This window comes from Rhodopseudomonas sp. P2A-2r, from assembly GCF_026015985.1.
In the GTDB taxonomy this organism is placed as follows: Bacteria; Pseudomonadota; Alphaproteobacteria; order Rhizobiales; family Xanthobacteraceae; genus Tardiphaga.
Genome location: NZ_CP110389.1, coordinates 3103639 through 3121552, shown reverse-complemented (window position 1 = coordinate 3121552; position 17914 = coordinate 3103639). Strand labels below are relative to the sequence as shown.

15 protein-coding genes, 1 tRNA gene and 2 pseudogenes are annotated in these 17914 nt (G+C 64.8%); 4 read left to right on the top strand and 14 right to left on the bottom strand.

Translation table 11 applies throughout. The features are described from left to right. Positions 1 to 170: 170 nt before the first annotated feature. The 5 genes from ONR75_RS14875 to ONR75_RS14855 all read right to left on the bottom strand — a co-directional run bounded on the left by ONR75_RS14875 (position 171) and on the right by ONR75_RS14855 (position 6164). The gene (locus ONR75_RS14875) at positions 171 to 875 is read right to left on the bottom strand and encodes an ABC transporter ATP-binding protein (RefSeq protein WP_265083256.1); all 705 of its coding nucleotides are present in this window, start codon (positions 873 to 875) and stop codon (positions 171 to 173) included. Continuing rightward, a complete protein-coding gene (locus ONR75_RS14870) occupies positions 862 to 2736 on the bottom strand; it encodes a branched-chain amino acid ABC transporter ATP-binding protein/permease (RefSeq protein ID WP_265083255.1) in 1875 nt (624 codons plus the stop codon). Before ONR75_RS14870 ends, ONR75_RS14875 begins: the two co-directional genes overlap by 14 nt. Next, complete coding sequence (locus ONR75_RS14865) at positions 2733 to 3608, bottom strand: branched-chain amino acid ABC transporter permease (protein WP_265083254.1); 876 nt, start codon at positions 3606 to 3608, stop codon at positions 2733 to 2735. Before ONR75_RS14865 ends, ONR75_RS14870 begins: the two co-directional genes overlap by 4 nt. 10 nt (positions 3609 to 3618) lie before the next feature. Further along, the gene (locus ONR75_RS14860; protein ID WP_413776475.1) at positions 3619 to 4938 is read right to left on the bottom strand and encodes an ABC transporter substrate-binding protein; all 1320 of its coding nucleotides are present in this window, start codon (positions 4936 to 4938) and stop codon (positions 3619 to 3621) included. A gap of 200 nt (positions 4939 to 5138) precedes the next feature. Further along, positions 5139 to 6164 carry a carbon-nitrogen hydrolase family protein gene (locus tag ONR75_RS14855; RefSeq protein WP_265083252.1) on the bottom strand — a complete coding sequence of 342 codons (1026 nt, stop codon included), beginning with the start codon at positions 6162 to 6164 and terminating at the stop codon, positions 5139 to 5141. A 145-nt stretch (positions 6165 to 6309) separates the two neighbouring features. On the opposite strand from ONR75_RS14855, the gene ONR75_RS14850 reads away from it, so the two are divergent. After that, on the top strand, positions 6310 to 7341 hold the full coding sequence (locus tag ONR75_RS14850) for a LysR family transcriptional regulator (protein ID WP_265083251.1): 1032 nt from the start codon (positions 6310 to 6312) through the stop codon (positions 7339 to 7341). Positions 7342 to 7421: 80 nt separating this feature from the next. On the opposite strand, the gene ONR75_RS14845 is transcribed toward ONR75_RS14850, so the two are convergent. From ONR75_RS14845 to ONR75_RS14835, 3 genes are all read right to left on the bottom strand, one after another. Then, positions 7422 to 8351, bottom strand: a complete 930-nt coding sequence (locus ONR75_RS14845; RefSeq protein ID WP_265083250.1) for a dihydrodipicolinate synthase family protein — start codon at positions 8349 to 8351, stop codon at positions 7422 to 7424. A gap of 200 nt (positions 8352 to 8551) precedes the next feature. Further along, a tRNA-Leu gene (locus ONR75_RS14840) sits at positions 8552 to 8636 on the bottom strand. Positions 8637 to 8736: 100 nt separating this feature from the next. Further along, complete coding sequence (locus ONR75_RS14835) at positions 8737 to 9000, bottom strand: FliM/FliN family flagellar motor switch protein (protein ID WP_265083249.1); 264 nt, start codon at positions 8998 to 9000, stop codon at positions 8737 to 8739. 43 nt (positions 9001 to 9043) lie between these two features. Between ONR75_RS14835 and lipB the strand changes: the two are divergent. Then, positions 9044 to 9771 (top strand): annotated as a pseudogene (lipB, locus tag ONR75_RS14830) (lipoyl(octanoyl) transferase LipB). Positions 9772 to 10264: 493 nt separating this feature from the next. Here lipB and ONR75_RS14825 read toward each other — a convergent pair. From ONR75_RS14825 to ONR75_RS14815, 3 genes and pseudogenes are all read right to left on the bottom strand, one after another. Beyond that, positions 10265 to 10564, bottom strand: a complete 300-nt coding sequence (locus ONR75_RS14825; RefSeq protein ID WP_265083248.1) for an acylphosphatase — start codon at positions 10562 to 10564, stop codon at positions 10265 to 10267. Further along, positions 10565 to 11431, bottom strand: a complete 867-nt coding sequence (locus tag ONR75_RS14820) for an isocitrate lyase/PEP mutase family protein (RefSeq protein WP_265083247.1) — start codon at positions 11429 to 11431, stop codon at positions 10565 to 10567. It abuts the gene before it with no gap. Beyond that, positions 11428 to 13444, bottom strand: a pseudogene (locus ONR75_RS14815) (acetyl-CoA carboxylase biotin carboxylase subunit). Before ONR75_RS14815 ends, ONR75_RS14820 begins: the two are co-directional and overlap by 4 nt. Before the next feature lie 155 nt (positions 13445 to 13599). Between ONR75_RS14815 and ONR75_RS14810 the strand changes: the two are divergent. After that, positions 13600 to 15453, top strand: a complete 1854-nt coding sequence (locus tag ONR75_RS14810) for an alkaline phosphatase family protein (protein WP_265083246.1) — start codon at positions 13600 to 13602, stop codon at positions 15451 to 15453. 7 nt (positions 15454 to 15460) lie between these two features. On the opposite strand, the gene ONR75_RS14805 is transcribed toward ONR75_RS14810, so the two are convergent. The 3 genes from ONR75_RS14805 to ONR75_RS14795 form a co-directional block, all read right to left on the bottom strand. Then, a complete protein-coding gene (locus ONR75_RS14805; RefSeq protein WP_320109733.1) occupies positions 15461 to 15766 on the bottom strand; it encodes a helix-turn-helix domain-containing protein in 306 nt (101 codons plus the stop codon). A 78-nt stretch (positions 15767 to 15844) separates the two neighbouring features. Beyond that, positions 15845 to 16147, bottom strand: a complete 303-nt coding sequence (locus ONR75_RS14800) for a type II toxin-antitoxin system HigB family toxin (RefSeq protein ID WP_265083245.1) — start codon at positions 16145 to 16147, stop codon at positions 15845 to 15847. Positions 16148 to 16239: 92 nt separating this feature from the next. Beyond that, positions 16240 to 16812 (bottom strand): hypothetical protein, encoded by a 573-nt coding sequence (locus ONR75_RS14795; RefSeq protein WP_265083244.1) that lies wholly within the window; start codon positions 16810 to 16812, stop codon positions 16240 to 16242. A 380-nt stretch (positions 16813 to 17192) separates the two neighbouring features. Between ONR75_RS14795 and ONR75_RS14790 the strand changes: the two genes are divergently transcribed. Further along, positions 17193 to 17852 (top strand): peroxiredoxin, encoded by a 660-nt coding sequence (locus ONR75_RS14790; protein ID WP_265083243.1) that lies wholly within the window; start codon positions 17193 to 17195, stop codon positions 17850 to 17852. Positions 17853 to 17914 lie beyond the last annotated feature (62 nt).

The following is a 17914-nucleotide window of genomic DNA, read 5'->3' as shown; positions in this document are numbered from 1 at the left end:
CCAATTGCTCGGATCGCAATCATCCACAGGCCATCTAAGGCAGTCGATCATCGGTTCGGTCAACCATCAATTCCCAGGCGAGGATCGCGGCGGCAATCTGTAACACGCCGGTGGCAGTCTCCGCCCCGGACAGTGAATTGTCCACAGCTGCCGCAAGGGGGCCGCACCGATCAGCCGGCGACACCAAGGAAGTCGCTCATCAGCCTGGGATTGGCTGTGATGTCGGCAGGCGTCCCCTCGAACACAACATGACCGTTGTTGATGCCGTAGACGCGGTTCGCAAAGCTCAGCGCGGCCGCGACGTTCTGCTCGACCACGATCATGGTCCGGCCTTCAGCAGCCAGGTTACGCGCGACCTCGACCAGATCGCGCACAATCAGCGGTGCAAGTCCCTCGAATGGCTCATCCAGAAGGATAATGCGTGCGTCCCGGATCAGCGCCCGTGCGATCGCCAGCATCTGCTGCTCGCCGCCGGACAGGGTTCGCCCATGGGATTTGCGCCGCTCCTTGAGCCGCGGGAAGACCGCATAGATCCGCTCGAACGACCAGGCGTCCGGCGCAGTCAGTGCCGCGATGCGCAGGTTTTCCTCGACGGTCAGCCCGCCGAAGATGGCGCGCTCCTCGGGGACCAGTTGCACGCCCATGCTGGCGATGGCCGACGGCGGCAATCCCCCGATCTGCTTGCCATCGAGACGAATGCTGCCGCTACGCGGCGCCAGCACGCCCATGATCGAGCGCAGCGTCGTGGTCTTGCCGGCGCCGTTGCGACCGAGGAGCGCGACGACTTCGCCCTGCTCGACCCGCATCGACAGATCGAACAGGACATGGGAATCGCCATACAGCGTGTTGATCCGATCGATCTCAAGCAGGCTCATGTGCGTGCAACCCTCCCAGGTAGGCGTCCTGCACGGCCGCATTGCGCCGAATGTCATCCGCCGAGCCGTCGGCGAGCAGCCGGCCCTCGTAGAGCACGGTGATGCGCTCGGCCAGTTCGAAGATCGCATCGAGATCGTGTTCGACGATGACCACGGTCCTCGCGCGGGCGATATCGCGGATCAACGCACAGGTGGAAACCCGCTCGGCGGGGCTCATGCCGGCAAGCGGTTCGTCAAGTAGCAGCACGTTCGGACTGGTGGCCAGCGCCATGCCGATCTCCAGCCGCCGCTTCTCGCCATAGGCCAGAATATGCGCCGGCGTATCGGCGCGATCGCCGAGATCGAGCAGCGCCACGATGGCTTCGATCTGCTGCTCCACCGCGGGCAGGCTGTCGGCCCGACGCCACAGGTCGAGCCGCCACGCTCCACGCTGGCGGGCCAGTGCCGCGATACGCAGGTTCTTGCGCACCGACAGGTTGGCGAAGAGCTGGTTCAGCTGGTTGCTCTTGGCCACGCCAAGCTGGGCGGCCCGGCTGACGCCGACACCGGACAGCTTCTGGCCGAACAGCCGCACCTCGCCCGCTGACGGGCTGACCTCGTCGAGCAGCATCTTGAACAACGTGCTCTTGCCGGCGCCATTGGGGCCGATAACCGCATGGATGGTGCCACGACGCACCTTGAACGAGACGCCGTCGACAGCCTTGAGGCCACCATAGTGCCGCGCCAGCGCGCACGCCTCGAGGGCAATGTCGTCGGTGCCGGTCGCCGCCGCCGGCAACGGCAGGGTGATGTCGACAGGTCGCCTTGCGCCCGTGGCGACAACTACGCCCGCCTCGATAGCCTCTGTCCTGGCCTCCGCGGCGCGCAACCTGGCGAGGTTACGCCGCTCGCTCCACCAATGCGCGATCTCGCCACCAATGCCCCGCCGCAATCCGATCACCAGAAGGATGAAGGCAATGCCGAGCACCAGCTTCCACAATGTCGCAAGACCGGGGATCAATTGCAGATTGTCGCGCAGCCACAGCCAGACCGCGGCACCGAGCAGCGGCCCGATCAGCGTCCCGGCGCCGCCGACGATGGTCTGCACGACGAGTTGCCCGGAGTGCTCCAGCGAGAACGCATCCGGCGGCATGTAGCTCTGAAACGTGCCCAACAAGCCGCCGGCAAGCCCGGCGTAAAGCGCGGCGATGACGAAGGCGGTCAGCTTGTAGGCCGGGACATGGTGTCCAAGCATTGCCACGCGGCCGGTGTTCTCCTTGATCGCGCGCAGGATGGCGCCGACCGGCGACGCGACGATGCGGCGCGCCAGCACATAACCGGCAAAGAAGATCACGGCGAACAGCACGTACATCGGCATGCCGGCGCTGATGCGCAGCGCGCTGGCGCCGAAGCCGAGCACCGGCACGGGAACGCCGGCTATTCCGTTCTCGCCGCCGGTGTAGTTCGACAGCGGCGAGTTCTCGATGAAATAGGCCATCTGGCCGAATGCCAGGGTGATCATCGTGAAGTAGATTCCGATCCGCCGCACCGCGAGCCAGCCGACCAGCAGCCCGAACACACCCGCGGCCAGCGTTCCCGCCAGCAGCGCCAGCCATACGCTGCCGAGCGTTCCGGACACCAGCAGGTAGGCGGTGACGAAACCGCCGACGCCGTAAAATGCCGCCTGGCCGAATGACAGCAGGCCGGTCAGTCCGAACAGGATATCGAAGCCGAGGCCGAACAAGCCCCAGTTCAGCACCCGGCTCAGCAAGTCCTGGGAGAATCCCAGATGCGGCAGCAGGACGGGCGCCGCAACCAGCGCCAGCAAAACCCCCAGTTCGGGAAGATAGGTGCGCACGGACCTGGACCAGAGGTCGCTCATACCCGACCTTCCGAACCGAACAGGCCCTGCGGACGCAGCACCAGCAGCAGGGCCATCAGCGCGTAGAGCATGACTTCCGAATAGGAGGAGTTGAAGGCGCTGGTCAGGCTGATGATCTCACCGGCGATGAGCCCGCCGACCACCGCGCCCGGGAACGAGCCAAGGCCGCCGAGCACGATCACCACAAAGGACTGGGCCATGAAATTGGCGCCCATATCGGGCGTCACCGAGACCACCGGCGCATAGAGCATGCCGGCGAGCCCGACGGCGACGACGCCGATGGCGAACACCAGCAGGAAGGCGCGGCGCACATTGATGCCGAGAATACCGACCATGCCGGGATTCTCGATGCCCGCGCGCACCACCAGGCCCATCGAGGTGCGGTACAGAACGAGATAGAGACTGAGCAGCAGTCCGGCGATGATGGCGATCAGCTGCAGGCGATAGGTCGGATAGATCAGGAAACCGAGCTGGGTCGCGCCCTGCCCCCATGACGGCACCGGTACGCGCTGGGCGTTGCCACCGAAGCCGGCGCGGATGCACTCCACCAGCACGATGCCGATTCCGTAGGTGACGAGAATCTGGTCCTCATGCGGACGGTCGTAAAACAGACGGATAATGATGCGCTCGAGCAGGAAGCCGACCACCAGCATGAACACGCAGCCGATCGCCAGCGCCAGCACGAATGACGACGTGTATTGCAGGGCCACGAACACCGTATAGGCGCCCACGGCGAACAATGCGCCGTGGGCGAAATTGAGCACGCCGAGCGTGCCGAGGATGATCGTCAGACCGCTGCTGACCAGCGCCAGCAACGTGCCGAGGGCCAGACCGTTGAACGCCTGGGAGATGAGGACGGGCCAACTCGGCATTGCATTTCCTTCAGGTATAGGGGCCGAGCTTGCAGCCAAAGAAGTCCGGCGTGTTCATCACGCTTTCGCCATCGACCACATCGACGATATCGTAGAAATCTTCCGGATGCTTCATCGCCGCCGGCGCCTTGCCACGCAGGATCGGGATCGGCCGCACCATCTGGTGATCCTCGGCGCGGAAGTAGACCTTTCCGATGGTGGTGTCGTAGGGCGTCGCCTTGGAGGCTTCCATCGTCTTGATCACCTCGACCGGATGGAAGGTGTTGGCGCGCTCAACCGACATCGCCCACAAGTAAGTCTGCATGTAGCCGATATGCGCGCCCCAGCGCGGATAGTACTTGTTCTGGGCGACGAAGCTTTCCACGAACGTCTTGGCCAGCGGGTATTTGTCCTGCAGGCCCCACCAGAAATCGCAGCTGCCGTAGACGCCCTGCATCAGTTCGGCGCCGAGCTCCTTGTCCTGGAACGACGACAGGTTGGGCACCACCAGCTTCATGCGCTTCAGCACGCCGAACTGCTCGGCCTGCTTGGTGGAGGCCACCGCATCGCCGCCGAAGGCGATGTTGACGAACACGTCGGCGCCGCTGTTGGCGATGTTCAGCAGGGCCGAGCTGTAATCGGTGGTGCCGAGCGGCACGACTTCCTTGGCGACCTGCTTCCAGCCCTGTTCGGTCGAGAACTTGGCGAAGCTGTCGTAGACCGTGTGCCCGTAGGTGTAGTCCGGCACGAGGAAAGCGGCCTTGAGGTTCTTGCCGAGCGCCTTGGCGACGACGGGCGCGAGCGCCTTGGCGGCCATGTAGGCGTTCTGCTGCGAGCGGAAGCCATAGCGCTGGCAGTTCTTGCCGGTGATATCGTTGGAGCCGGCGATGCCGACCATGTACAGCACCTTTTCGCGGGAGGCGAGTTCTTCAAGCGCGATGGCGCTGGCTGACGACACCGAGCCCGACACCATAATGGCCTTGTCGCGCTGGATGAACTGCGTCGAGCTCTGCACGTCGAGGTTCGGCTTGCCTTCGGTGTCCGACACCTTGTAGCGGATCTGGCGACCGAGCACACCCTTGCCTTTCAGGCTCCAGGCCTTTGCGGCGTCGCTGCCGGCATTGATCTGCGCGATGGCCAGTTCGTAGCCGAGCTTGAGATCGCCGCCATCGCCGGAGAACACGCCGGTCAGGGGAATGGTCAACCCGACGAACACCGAGTCCGCGGTGACGCCGTCCGGAAATGTGCCGATGCTGGCCGGCGCCTGCGCCATAGCGCCGAATCCCGGCAATGCCAGACCTGCTGCGCCACCGACGCTTCCAAGCAAGAACTTCCGACGGTCAAACTGCATCACGCATCCCCTGTTTTCGATCACCGCCGGATGGCCGGTGAGCTGCGATTTCGACTGGGCCCGCGCCGGGCGGCGCGTGGCGGCGATGAGCGGCAGTTTCCGTTCACCCTGTAGCCTTTCACCTAGCAAGCATCGTGCCCTTCGCGCCGTCATGGCCGGTGCCGACCACCCATGCGCCGCGCGTGCGGCAAAATGCCTGCCTATCCTTCCAGTGCGAGCGGTTCGACGGGATCCGCGATCGCGGTTGCATCCGCCTCGTTGGTAAACGTCACCGGGTGAAGACGACGGCGGTTGACCCGCAGATCGAAAACGTCGAAGCGGTTGTAGTAACCGACCACATCGTGAAACTGCTTGGGCTCGACGCATTTGTTGAGATCGATATCAGCGTAGAGAATGCCCTCGTCCTCGCACAGCGACTCGCCGATCTGCTCGCCGGTGGGGTCGAGGAAGAACGACGCCGCGCGCGGCGTGCCGTCGAGCACGGCGGCGGCCGATGGATCGCGTGCCACCAGCATGTCGCGCGCCGCCTTGTCGAGCACGCCGGCAGTGACTAGGCCGAACACCTTGGCTTCGAAGCAATGCGCGCTGGCGCGAATGCGGGTCGCGGCGGCGATGTGGTAATTCACGCCATCGGAGGGCCGCCGCGTCGGCCACACCGGCGGCCAGCTCGAAATGTGAAACTGCTCGCCCTGCGCCATCAGCGCGTAGCGCGCGAGGGGATTGGTGTTCTCACCGCAGATCAGTTGCCCGATCCTGCCAATCCTGGTGTCGACCACGCGCAGGCCTGCGCCGTCGCCCGGACTCCAGATCAGCTTTTCGTAGAACGTCGGCACCAGCTTGCGGTGATGATTGAGGATGGCCCCATCGTCGCCGATCAGCAAATTCGAATTCCAGATCGCCCCGACGCTGGCCGGCGACTTCTCACTGATGCCGATCGAGACGAAGATGCCCCGCGCCCGCGCTTCGTCGCGAATGGCCTTGACCTCAGGCCCGTCGACCAGCACCGACTGGTCGGCCATGCGCACGAACAGGTCGTGATTGTCGATCGGCGCCCACAGCGCGGCCCATACCGGGAAGGCCGGAATGAAGGTCTCCGGAAATGCCACCAGCGCCGCACCGTTGCCGGCTGCCTCACGGATGAGCGCCAGCGCCTTTTTCGTGGTCGCAGCCTTGTCCAGAAATACCGGCGCAGCGTGCACCGCAGCAGCCTTGAAGGTTGGAAGCATCGATCTGTCCCCTGTTCCTGGCAGGCTAGGTGGCTTGGCGCGCCGGCGGGTATAGGAAATTCTGCAACCCGGCTTGCAACCTGACCGCTGCGCCGCGATGCTGGCGATGCCGCGACGTTGGCACACCTCTTGCTGCTGGATGGCCATGCAGGATTTCAACGGACTCGACTGGGACGATCTCAAGGTCTTTCTCCACGCCGCGCGCGGCGGCAGCCTAGGCAGTGCCGCCAGACGGCTGCGTGTCGATCAATCCACCATCAGCCGCCGGATCGCGCATCTCGAGAGTACCCTCGGGATCGCGCTGTTCGAGCGGCTGCCGTCAGGCCTGCGCGTCAACGAGGCCGGCGACCGCCTGCTGTGCCACGCTGAGCGCATCGAGAGCGCGGTCATCGCCATGCGCGAGGACGTGCAATGCGGCGGCACGCAGATGGCAGGCCGGGTCCGGCTGGCCACCATGGAAGGCATTGCGTCGCTCTATCTCGCGGCGCGGCTATCGCGGCTGCGCCGGCAGCACCCCCACCTGACAGTCGAACTGCTGACGTCGCCGCAGACCGTGTCGGTCAACCGCCGCGAAGCCGATCTCTTCCTCAGCTTCTTCCAGCCGAGAGGGCAAGGCATGGTGTCCAAGCAACTCGGCAGCTTCCGGCTCGGCCTCTACGGTGCGCGGGATTATCTCGACCGCGAGGGAATGCCCGACAGCGCCGCCGATCTCGCACGGCATAGCTTCGTGACCTATATCGACGATCTGATCCAGCTCGACTCGGTGCGCTGGCTTGACGACATCATCAAGACGCCGAACGTCAGCTTTCACTCCAACAGCATGATCGCCCAGATGAACGCCGCTGCCGGCGGAATCGGTCTGGTGCTGCTGCCGAGTTTCGCGGTCGAGGGACGCCGTGACCTCATGCCGGTCCTGCCACGACAATTGTCAACCTCTCGCGAGCTCTGGCTCAACGTCCACACCGACCTGCAATTCGTGCCGCGCATTCGCGCGGTGTCGGGCTTCCTGAAAGCCACGTTCAAGGCGGATCCGACCATGCAGGCGAATACGTCCGGCGCGCAATTGCTCGATGCGTTGATGGACGGCGAACACCTCAAGCCCGTCATTCCTGCCCAGAGGCTGCAGGGTGCGGCGGCGATGGAGCGCGCCGCGCCGCGACGGACCACGCGCCTCTGATCGGATCGGTGACAGGAACAGGTGCGGATGATCACCGATCTAGATGATGGTCCGCATCGCGGGCTGCATTGCCTGACGCTCTATTTTCCCCAGCGCAGCACGACCGGATCGAGGCGCTTGGCAATCTCCAGAAGACCCGCGCGCGTCGCCGGATGCACGTTCTGCAGCGGATGGCGAACCATGTCCGACCCGATTACGCCGCCCTCCTTCATCAGGATCTTGCAGGCCTGCAAACCGCATTGCCGGTTCTCGTAATTGATCAGCGGCAGCCAGCGTGCATAGGCCGCCGCCGCCTCTTCACGTTGCCCGGCGAAATAAGGATCCACGATCTGCCGGATGCCGTCGGGGTAGCCGCCACCGGTCATGGCGCCGGTCGCGCCGGCATCCAGATCGGCCATCAGGGTGATGGCTTCTTCGCCGTCCCAAGGGCCGACAATGCTGTCGCCACCCGCCGCGATGAGATCACGCAGCTTGGCGGCGGCCATCGGGACCTCGATCTTGAAATAGCTGACGTTGCCGATGTCCCTCGCCATGCGTGCCAGAAAGTGGACCGAGAGCGGCGTCCCCGCGACCGGGGCGTCCTGGATCATGATCGGGATGTCGATGGCATCGGAGACGACGCGATAGAAATCGAAGATCGCCTTTTCGGACACGCGAAAGGTGGCGCCGTGATAGGGCGGCATGACCATCACCATGGCGGCGCCGGCCTGCTGGGCCTGCCTGCTGCGGACGGCGCAGATCGACGAGCTGAAATGCGTGGTCGTGACGATGACCGGCACCCGGCCGGCGACATGCGCGAGCACCGCATGCATGATCTGGTCCCGTTCGGCGTCGGTCAGGACGAACTGTTCGGAGAAGTTGGCGAGAATGCAGATGCCGTTGGAGCCGGCGTCGATCATGAAATCGATACAGCGCCGCTGGCCATCGAGATCGAGCTCGCCGCGATCGTTGAAAATCGTCGGCGCGACAGGAAAAACGCCGCGATAGGTGCGAATGCTGGCTTGGCTCATCTTGGTCCTCTTCGGATGCGATTCTTGATTGTCGCGCGCCGCGAACCATCGCCGACCGGACAATCGACCGGTGGCGGCAGGATTGGCTCGCAGCCGGCGCAATCTCAACGCCATCGCCGGGCAAAAAGCAACTGCGGAGCCCGCCGCGCATACCGCGGGCTTGAACCGAAAGATGAGTGATTTCAACAAAGTATGAGGTGTGGTGCGCTCGGAGGGACTCGAACCCCCACCCTGTTACGGACTGCCACCTCAAGGCAGCGCGTCTACCAATTCCGCCACGAGCGCTAAAGAATCCGGCCCCGGACTTTCGCCCGACCGGATCAACCGGCGCCGATGTAACAAATCAATGATGGGGGGACAAGGGCTGCGGAGCGATCCGCACCACCTATCTGTGGTCTGCGCTCCGCGGCAACATTTGCTTGACTTCGACCGCGATGCGGTTGCGGTTGACCTGCACCACGCCGCTGGCGATCGGCAGGTTGTTGGCGAGGATCCGCACCTCATCCTGCTCGCCGGCATCCAGCTCAATGATGGCGCCGCGGCTGAGCCGCATCACCTGATGGACGGGCATCGAGGTGGTTCCGAGGACCACCATGATATCGACTGTGACATTATCGAGGGTTGGCACTGGGGACCTGAACTCACTCATGCAAGATTGCATTGCCCAGAGATCAACACGTTATGGTTAGCCAATGGTTAATGATCGCCAGACCCTCGATTTGACGCCGTTTGCGCAGGCAACGGGCGCCGCAGCCGTGGAATGGCGGGTGTCCGACGCCCCCGTCGGCTATCCCGAATCCGTGGCGGCGATGGAATCACGCGCCGCGGCCATTGCCGCCGGCGAGGCGCCGGAACTGGTCTGGCTGCTCGAGCACCCCCGCTCTACACCTCCGGCACCTCGGGCAAGGCCGGCGACCTGCTGGACGCGCGTTTCCCGCTGTACGAGACCGGGCGCGGCGGCCAGGTCACCTATCACGGACCGGGCCAGCGGGTTGCCTATGTGATGCTCGACCTCAAGGCGCGACGGCCGGACGTGCGGGCCTATGTGGCCGGCTTGGAAGAGATGATCATCCGCACGCTCGCCGCCTTCAACGTCAGGGGCGAACGGCGTGAAGACCGTGTCGGCGTCTGGGTCGCGCGGCCCGACAAGGGACCGGGTCACGAGGACAAGATCGCCGCCATTGGCGTCCGGCTGCGGCGCTGGGTCTCGTTCCATGGCATCGCCATCAATGTGGAGCCCGACCTCAGCCATTTTGAGTCGATCGTGCCGTGCGGCGTGGTCGATCCCCGCTATGGCGTCACCAGCCTGGTCGACCTCGGCCTGCCCGTTGGCATGACCGACGTCGACATCGCGCTGCGCCAGGCCTTTGCCGAGGTGTTTGGCGAAGCGGATGCGCGAATGGCGGAAACGACCGCCTGAATTTCCGATTCGAATGTCAAACAGCTAAGCGCTCTCGTTCTCGCGGCGCCTATGGCGTCCGAGGTGTGAGCAGTCCTCCCCTCCAGACATGAGGGGAGCGGCGCGCCGGCAGGCGCGGTTGTGGTAGTTGGGACGCGATCCGTCACGCCGTCGCAACGGCGAAGCGGGTCGCGGCGCCTGCAGGCGCGCCACCGCGGGGTTTATGGCGAGGGGACCGTGCTTCCGGGCTGGCACGTGAACTCCCTTTGGGAGCCACTCCGGCGGGATTTCGCCCGCCTTTCGCCATCCGCGTCCAGCCACTCAAGGCAGAGCCCCCGTAGTAGGGCCCGGACGGTGACCCCAGCCTCCCGGGGCGTGCTTGCGAGGCACGCGCGCGGGACACCGCATCCGGCTCCACTCTCAAGACGCCTCATGACAGCGCCCCTCGTTGAGCAGGACAAGGAGACTATAAGTCTGATATAGGATTTTTGTCACCGAGCGTGTATCAACAAAATCAGATCGTCGATAGCACCGAAAACCGTTCGCCGGTGGCGCGCAGCTTTAAGGCGTCGGGATGGCCCTCCTCGTCAACCACGCCGTCGACGCGCGCCGCGGACGGGCCCTGGCGGCACAGCGCGATCATCTCCGCGACCACCTGTTCGGGGCCAGCGAGAAGCGCCTCGACACTGCCGTCGCGGCGATTGCGCACCCAGCCGTCGAGGCCGAGGCCTTCGGCGGTGAATTCCAGCCAGGCGCGATAGCCGACGCCCTGGACCCGGCCGCGGATGGTGACCTGACGGATCGCCTCGACCATCTATTTCTTCAGCCCAAGCACATCGGCGGCGCGCTGTTTGACGAGGGCCGCGCGGGTCACCCAGTCCATCAGATCCGATGACGCGAGGCCCTGCAACTCCTTGGGCGCAGCACCGTCGCGCACCGCCTGCAGGGTGGCGAAGATTGCCTGCGTCGCCGCGGCGATCGGCGCATGGCCCTGCACTGCGATGCGCACACGCTGCGCGGCCAGGAAGTCCCAGTCGGCCATCTCCTCGGTCGGGCCGCCGAGCACGATCGGCAGCGTGGTCGCGGCGCTGATCGCTTCGAGCTCGGCGCGCGTCTTGACGCCGGTGAACATCAGCGCATCGACGCCCTCGGCCTGATAAGCGCGTGCGCGCACGATGGCGTCATCCACCGAGGTGATCGACGCCGCACCGGTGCGGCCGACGATGACCAACGACGAATCGCCGCGCGCCTGCAGCGCCGCCCTGATCTTGCCGACGCCCTCGTCATGCGAAATCAATTGCTGCTTCGAAACGCCATAGGCCTGCGGCAGCAGCGTATCCTCGATGGTGAGGCCGGCGGCGCCGGCCATCTCCAGCTCCTGCACGGTGCGGCGGACGTTGAGCGCATTGCCGTAGCCGTGATCGGCATCGACCAGCACCGGCAGCGTCGCCGCACGCGCCATGCGGCGCATCTGTTCGGCCAGCTCGGTGAGCGTGATCAGCGCGATGTCGGGATCGCCGAGCACCGCCAATGACGCCGCCGAGCCGCCGAACATGCCGACCTCGAAGCCGATGTCCTCGGCGATGCGCAGCGAGATCGCGTCATAGACCGAGGCCGGACGCAGGCATTTGTCGCCGGCCAGGATCTCCCGCAAAACGGCGCGGCGAGTGCGGAAGGTCATGCGAATTCGAGGATCAGCGCGTCGACCGCCAAGGTGGCGCCGGCGACAGCGTGGATCTTCTTGACGATGCCGTCGCGTTCGGCGCGCAGCACGTTCTGCATCTTCATCGCCTCCACCACCGCCAGCGTCTCGCCGGCCTTGACGTCCTGGCCCTCGGTCACCGCGATCGACACCACAAGGCCGGGCATCGGGCACAACAGCTTCTTGCCGGTATCGGCCTTGACGCCGACCGGCATCAGCCGCGCCGCGACCGCCTCGGCCTCGGTGAAGACATTGACGGCGACCTCATAGCCCTGGTGCGCGAGGCGGATGCCGTTGGGAATCGGCCGCACCTGCATGGCCACCACGTGGCCGTCGACGGTGCCTTCCCAGACCGGATTGCCGGGCGTCCACGGCGACACCAGCCGGTGCGGATTGCCGACGCTGCCGTCGGCCGCGACGAAGCGCACCGCCACGCCGTCGCCGTCGCGTGTCACGTCGAGCGCGATCTCGTCGCGCTCCAGCCACACCGCACGCCGGCCGGCCCGGGTCACGGCACGGCCGGTGAGCTGGCCGGAGATCTGTCGCTTGCGCTCACCGATCACATGGTCGATGGCCGCGGCCACCGCCGCGATGCGGCGCGCCACTTCGCCTTCCGGCGGTCGCGCGGCAAATCCCTTGGGGAATTCCTCGGCGATGAAGCCGGTGGAGAGGTTGCCCTCGCGCCAGCGCGGATGGTTCATCAAGGCCGACAGGAACGGAATGTTGTGACGGATGCCCTCGATGTAGAAGGCATCGAGCGCATGGGACTGCGCTTCGATCGCGGCGGCGCGCGACGGCGCGTGGGTGACCAGCTTGGCAATCATCGGGTCGTAATAGATCGAGATCTCGCCGCCCTCCTCCACGCCGGTGTCGTTGCGCACGGTGATGCCGTCGACGCTGCTCTCGGCGGGCGGACGATACTTGATCAGGCGGCCGATCGAGGGCAGGAAATTGCGGAACGGATCTTCGGCATAGACGCGGGATTCAACCGCCCAGCCGGTCAGCGTGACATCCTTCTGCGCCATCTGAAGCTTCTCGCCGGCGGCGACGCGAATCATCTGCTCCACCAGGTCGACGCCGGTGATCAGTTCGGTGACGGGATGCTCGACCTGCAGCCGGGTGTTCATCTCGAGGAAGTAGAAGCTCTTGTCCTGCGCGGCGACGAATTCCACGGTGCCGGCGGAATCGTAATTCACCGCCTTGGCCAGCGCCACCGCCTGCTCGCCCATCTTGCGCCGGGTGGCCTCGTCGAGCAGCGGGCTCGGCGCCTCCTCGATGACCTTCTGGTTGCGGCGCTGGATCGAGCATTCGCGCTCGCCGAGATAGATGACGTTGCCGTGCTTGTCGCCAAGCACCTGGATCTCGATATGGCGGGGGTCGACGATGAACTTCTCGATGAACACGCGGTCGTCGCCGAACGAGGACTTTGCCTCGGCGGTGGCGAGGCCGAAGCCTTCCTCGACTTCCGACGTCGAATAGGCGATGCGCATGCCCTTGCCGCCGCCGCCGGCCGAGGCCTTGATCATCACGGGATAGCCGATCTCGTCGGCGATCCGGATCGCGTGCTTGCCGTCGGTGATGACGCCGAGATGGCCGGGCACCGTGGAGACGTTGGCCTTGGCCGCGGCCTTCTTGGATCTCGATCTTGTCGCCCATCGCGGCGATGGCGCCGGGGTTGGGACCGATGAAGACGATGCCTGCGGCTTCCAGCGCGCGCGGAAAGGATTCACGCTCCGAGAGGAAGCCGTAGCCGGGATGCACCGCCTCGGCGCCGGTCTTCTTGCAGGCCTCGATGATCTTCTCGATCAGCAGATAGCTCTCGCTCGCCGCCGGCGGCCCGATCAGGACGGCCTCGTCGGCCATCTCCACATGCAGCGCGTCGCGGTCCGCTTCGGAATAGACGGCCACCGTCTGGATGCCCATGCGGCGGGCGGACTTGATGATGCGGCAGGCGATCTCGCCTCGGTTGGCGATCAAAATTCGTTTGAACATGAGCTGTTTACTTGCAACCTTGGGGCGGGCTCCGGCCAAGCGGGCCGGCGGCGCAATGTGGCATGTGGACGCGGCTGTAACAATTCTGTCGCACAGAAAAACTACAGAATGGCAGCGGCCGAAACGGCCGGAACCGGTTCGAAATGGGGATTTCCATGCGCTGCGCCATCGCAATCTTGTCCGTTGGGCTAACCGTTCTTTCAGCCAACACGGCTTTCGCCCAAAATAGCCCTCCCCGCAACCTGATTTTGTTCGTTCCGGACGGCCTGCGGGCCCTCAAGGTGACCCCCGAAACCGCGCCGGCCATGGCCGCGCTGCGCGACAAGGGCGTCAACTTCAAGAACTCCCATTCACTGTTTCCGACCTTCACCATGGCCAATGCGTCGGGCATGGCCACAGGACATTACCTCGGCGACACCGGCACCTTCAGCAACTCGATCTATACTGGCCACCCCACCCCGGTGCAGAACGGCAGCACGATCCCGTTCATCGAGCATGACCAGGTGCTCGGCGACCTCGACGAGCAGTTCAATGGCGACTACCTCAACGAAGAGTCCCTGCTGAAGGCCGCGCGCAGTGCCGGCTTCAGCACCGCGGCCATCGGCAAGGTCGGCCCGACCCTGGTGTTTGACCACACAGAACGCACCGGCACCAAGAGCATCATCCTCGACGACCAGACCGGCGCTGTCGACAAGGACGGCAAGCTGATCGGCATTCCCCTCTCCGACGAGATCAAGGCGGCGCTGACCGCCGCCAACCTGCCGCTGGCGACGCCGTCGCGCGGCGACAACGGCAAGGCCGGCGATGCCAAGACTCCCGGCACCGTGGTCGCCAACATCGCGCAGCAGGGCTACCTCGCCGACGTCGCCACCAAGGTGGTGCTGCCGATGTTCAAGGCGCGCAACAAGCCGTTCGTGCTGGTGTTCTGGGCGCGCGATCCCGACGGCAGCCAGCACAACACCGGCGACAGCCTCAACACCGTGACGCCCGGTATCAACGGCCCGACCTCGATGGCCGCCATCAAGAACACCGACAACAACCTCGCGCAGTTGCGCAAGGCGCTCGACGATCTCGGCCTCGCCGCCTCGACCAACATCATCGTGTCCGCCGACCATGGCTTCTCGACGATCTCCAAGGAGAGCAAGACCTCGACGACCATCAAGGGCACCTACCCCGACACCCCGGCCGGCTTCCTGCCGCTCGGCTTCTTCGCCATCGACCTGGGAAGGGCGCTCGACCTGCCGCTGTTCGATCCCAACAGCAAGTTCGCTGCCGTCGCCGACAATGACTATCCGAAGGCCGGCAATGCCTACCTCGGCAAGGATCCCGCAAAACCGGAGCTGATCGTCGCCACCAATGGCGGCTCCAACCTGATCTACCTGCCGACCAAGGATAAGGCGCTTGCGGCACGTACCGTGAAGGCACTGCTGGCGCAGGACTATGTCAGCGGCATCTTCGTCGACGACTCGCTGGGCTCGTTCCCCGGCGCGCTGCCGATGTCGGCGATCAACCTGTCCGGCAAGGCGGTCACGCCGCATCCGGCCATCGCCGTCAGCTTCCGCTCCTACGCCACCGGCTGCGACGTCCCCACCAATTGCTCGGTGGAGGTCGCCGACACCGTGTTGCGCCAGGGCCAGGGCATGCATGGCAGTTTTGGCCGCGGCGACACCATGAACTTCATGGCAGCCATCGGCCCGGATTTCAAAACCGGATATGTCGACGCGCTGCCGGTCAGCAACGCTGACGTCGGCATCACCGCGGCCAAGCTGCTCGGCCTCAGCCGCAAGGCCAACGGTCACCTGATCGGCCGCGTCATGACCGAAGCCATGCCCAACGGCAAAACGCCGAAGGCGGTTTCGGACACCGTCCGCTCGAAGCCCGACGCCCAGGGCCTGCGCACCGTCCTGCTGTTGCAGCGCGTCGGCGAGCAGCGCTACTTCGACGTCGCCGGCTTCCCCGGCCGCACCGTCGGGCTCGATGCCGACAAGCCGAAGACGGCGGGGAAGTAAGCCCTGCTTAAGCTGCGGACCGGATCGGCTTCACCAGCAGCGAAGCGGGGATCTTCCACGCTTCGCTGATCGTGTGGATCATCTCCACGGTCAGCGCCCGGCGTCGGTTCAGTAGCTCGGACGCACGCGACCGCGAGCCCAGCAATTCCGCGAGCTCGGCCTGGGAATGGCCGAGCTCGTCGATGGCATAGTTCAGCACATCGATCGGATCAGACGCATCGGCATTCGGCCAGCGCGTGTCCTCGTACTTCTCGACAAGCGTTGCAAGAATGTCGAGCTTGTCGCCGTCTTCGGTGCCGACCGCGGCCCCCAAAGCCGTTCAATTTCGCGCAGCGCGGCAAGATGATCGTCGTCGTTTCGAATGGGGTGAATGTCCATGATGCTACCCTTTTCAGAACTGCGAGACGGTCAAAGCGTCGATGCGATCATATTCGGCGTGCGTGCCAATGAACTTGATGAACGCAATGCGTCTGGCGAAATCAAATGCCACGATCATCCGAAAATTTCCGCCTGCGACTTCAAATCTCACACGCCTCCCGTCGAGAACCTTCGCACTCGGAGCAGCGCGGCGGACGTCATCCATCGAGCCCCAATCGCTTGCCCTGACCTGCGCTCGCCAGCGCATAAGCGCAATTATTGTCTCTGGATGTTTCTCTGCATAGGCAGCGAGCACGCGCCACGAGATAATGCGCATACAAAAGCATGTTCCCGGATCGGGAACATGGCAACAAAAAACGGCGGGACAAGCCCCCGCCGTTCTTCAAATTTAGATCTCGTGCGTCCGGCTTAAACGCCGAGGTCGAACACGTTCGGCAAAGCCAGCGGCATGGTGGCGGCGCCGACGATGGTGGCGACCAGGGTCATCAGCGTGCGGTTGCTGCGACGCTTGCCGCGCATCTGGCTGGCGATCCATTCCAGCACTTCGATGTTGACGCCGACGGCGCGGGTCGGCGCCCAGCTGTCGATCGCGGTGTCGGGCGACAGCGCCACGGCACGCGGCGGCACCGGCAGTCCGGATGCGGCGGCGGCGTGATGCACCACGGCCTTGGCAAACAGGTCGTCGAAGCGGCCTTCGTCGCTGCGATCGGCGGCGGCGTCGTTGATCTCGAACAGCGCCTCGGCCTCGTCGCGGCTGACCGGCTGGTTGGCGACACCCGCGGCCGTCAGGATGCGCGCGCACCAGGCGGCGTCATCGGCGTCCAGCGCGCGGGAAAAATGGATGCGGCCCCGGGTGGTCGGTCCCTCGCCGGTGATCACGCCGTCGCGCACGACCGCGAGGGCTTGCGCCGCCGTGATGCGATCCAGGATGCCGGAGGTCTCGATGGCGCCGATCTGTTCGGCGGGGGCTGCGGTGGACATTTGATTTTCTCTCATGGTCTTTTCATTCTGAACCCCAGCATTTTCATGCGGGTCTTAACGCTCGGTTAATAATCGGTCCCGTAGTCGCCCCGTCGTAAACACACGGTTATCTGTCGCTGCGGCGGGGTGCTTGGTTCAGGGATGTCGCAACCCGGTCAGGCGGGATTGGGCCGCCCAAGCGGCAATATCGCGGCGCCGCCGATTTGCCGCAGGCCGTGATTTTTCCGCCACCGCGGGGAGCGGTAAACGAAAGATTGCGGTCCGGAGCGCGCATGGAGAAGGATCTTGTCCTTTTTGCCGGCCGGTTCCCTTTGCCGTCCCTGCCCCGTATAGTCCCGTTGCGATTTTAAGCCGTAACTAGAACGAGATGAGGGCGAGACATGACACTCCAGATTGGCGCCGTGGCACCGGATTTCGAGGCCGAGACCACCGCCGGGCGCATCCATTTCCATGACTGGATCGGCAACAGCTGGGCGATGCTGTTCTCGCACCCCAAGGACTTTACCCCGGTCTGCACCACCGAGCTGGGCGCGCTGGCGAAACTGCAGCCGGAGTTCGACAAGCGCGGGGTCAAGCTGATCGGACTCAGCGTCGATCCGGTCACCAAGCACACGCTTTGGGTCGATGACATCAAGGAAACCCAGGGCTACGAGCCGACCTTCCCGATGATCGGCGACACCGACTACAACGTTTCGAAACTCTACGGCATGCTCCCGGCGGCCGTCTCCGGCGACGCCAACGTCCGCACCGCTGCTGACAACCAGACCGTCCGCAACGTGTTCATCATCGGGCCGGACAAGAAGATCAAGTTGGTGCTGGTCTATCCGATGACCACCGGCCGCAACTTCCAGGAAATCCTGCGGGTCATCGACTCCTTGCAGATGACCGCCAAGCACCGCGTCGCGACGCCGGCCGACTGGCAGCAGGGCGAGGACGTCATCATCGCCGGCTCGGTGACCAACGACGAGGCCAAGACGATCTATCCGGACGGATGGAAAGAACCGAAGCCGTATCTCCGCATCGTGCCGCAGCCGAAGTAGGTCGCCAGCACTGAACGACCAAGGGCGCCCCGCGATGCGGGGCGCCCTTTGATTTTCCGGAA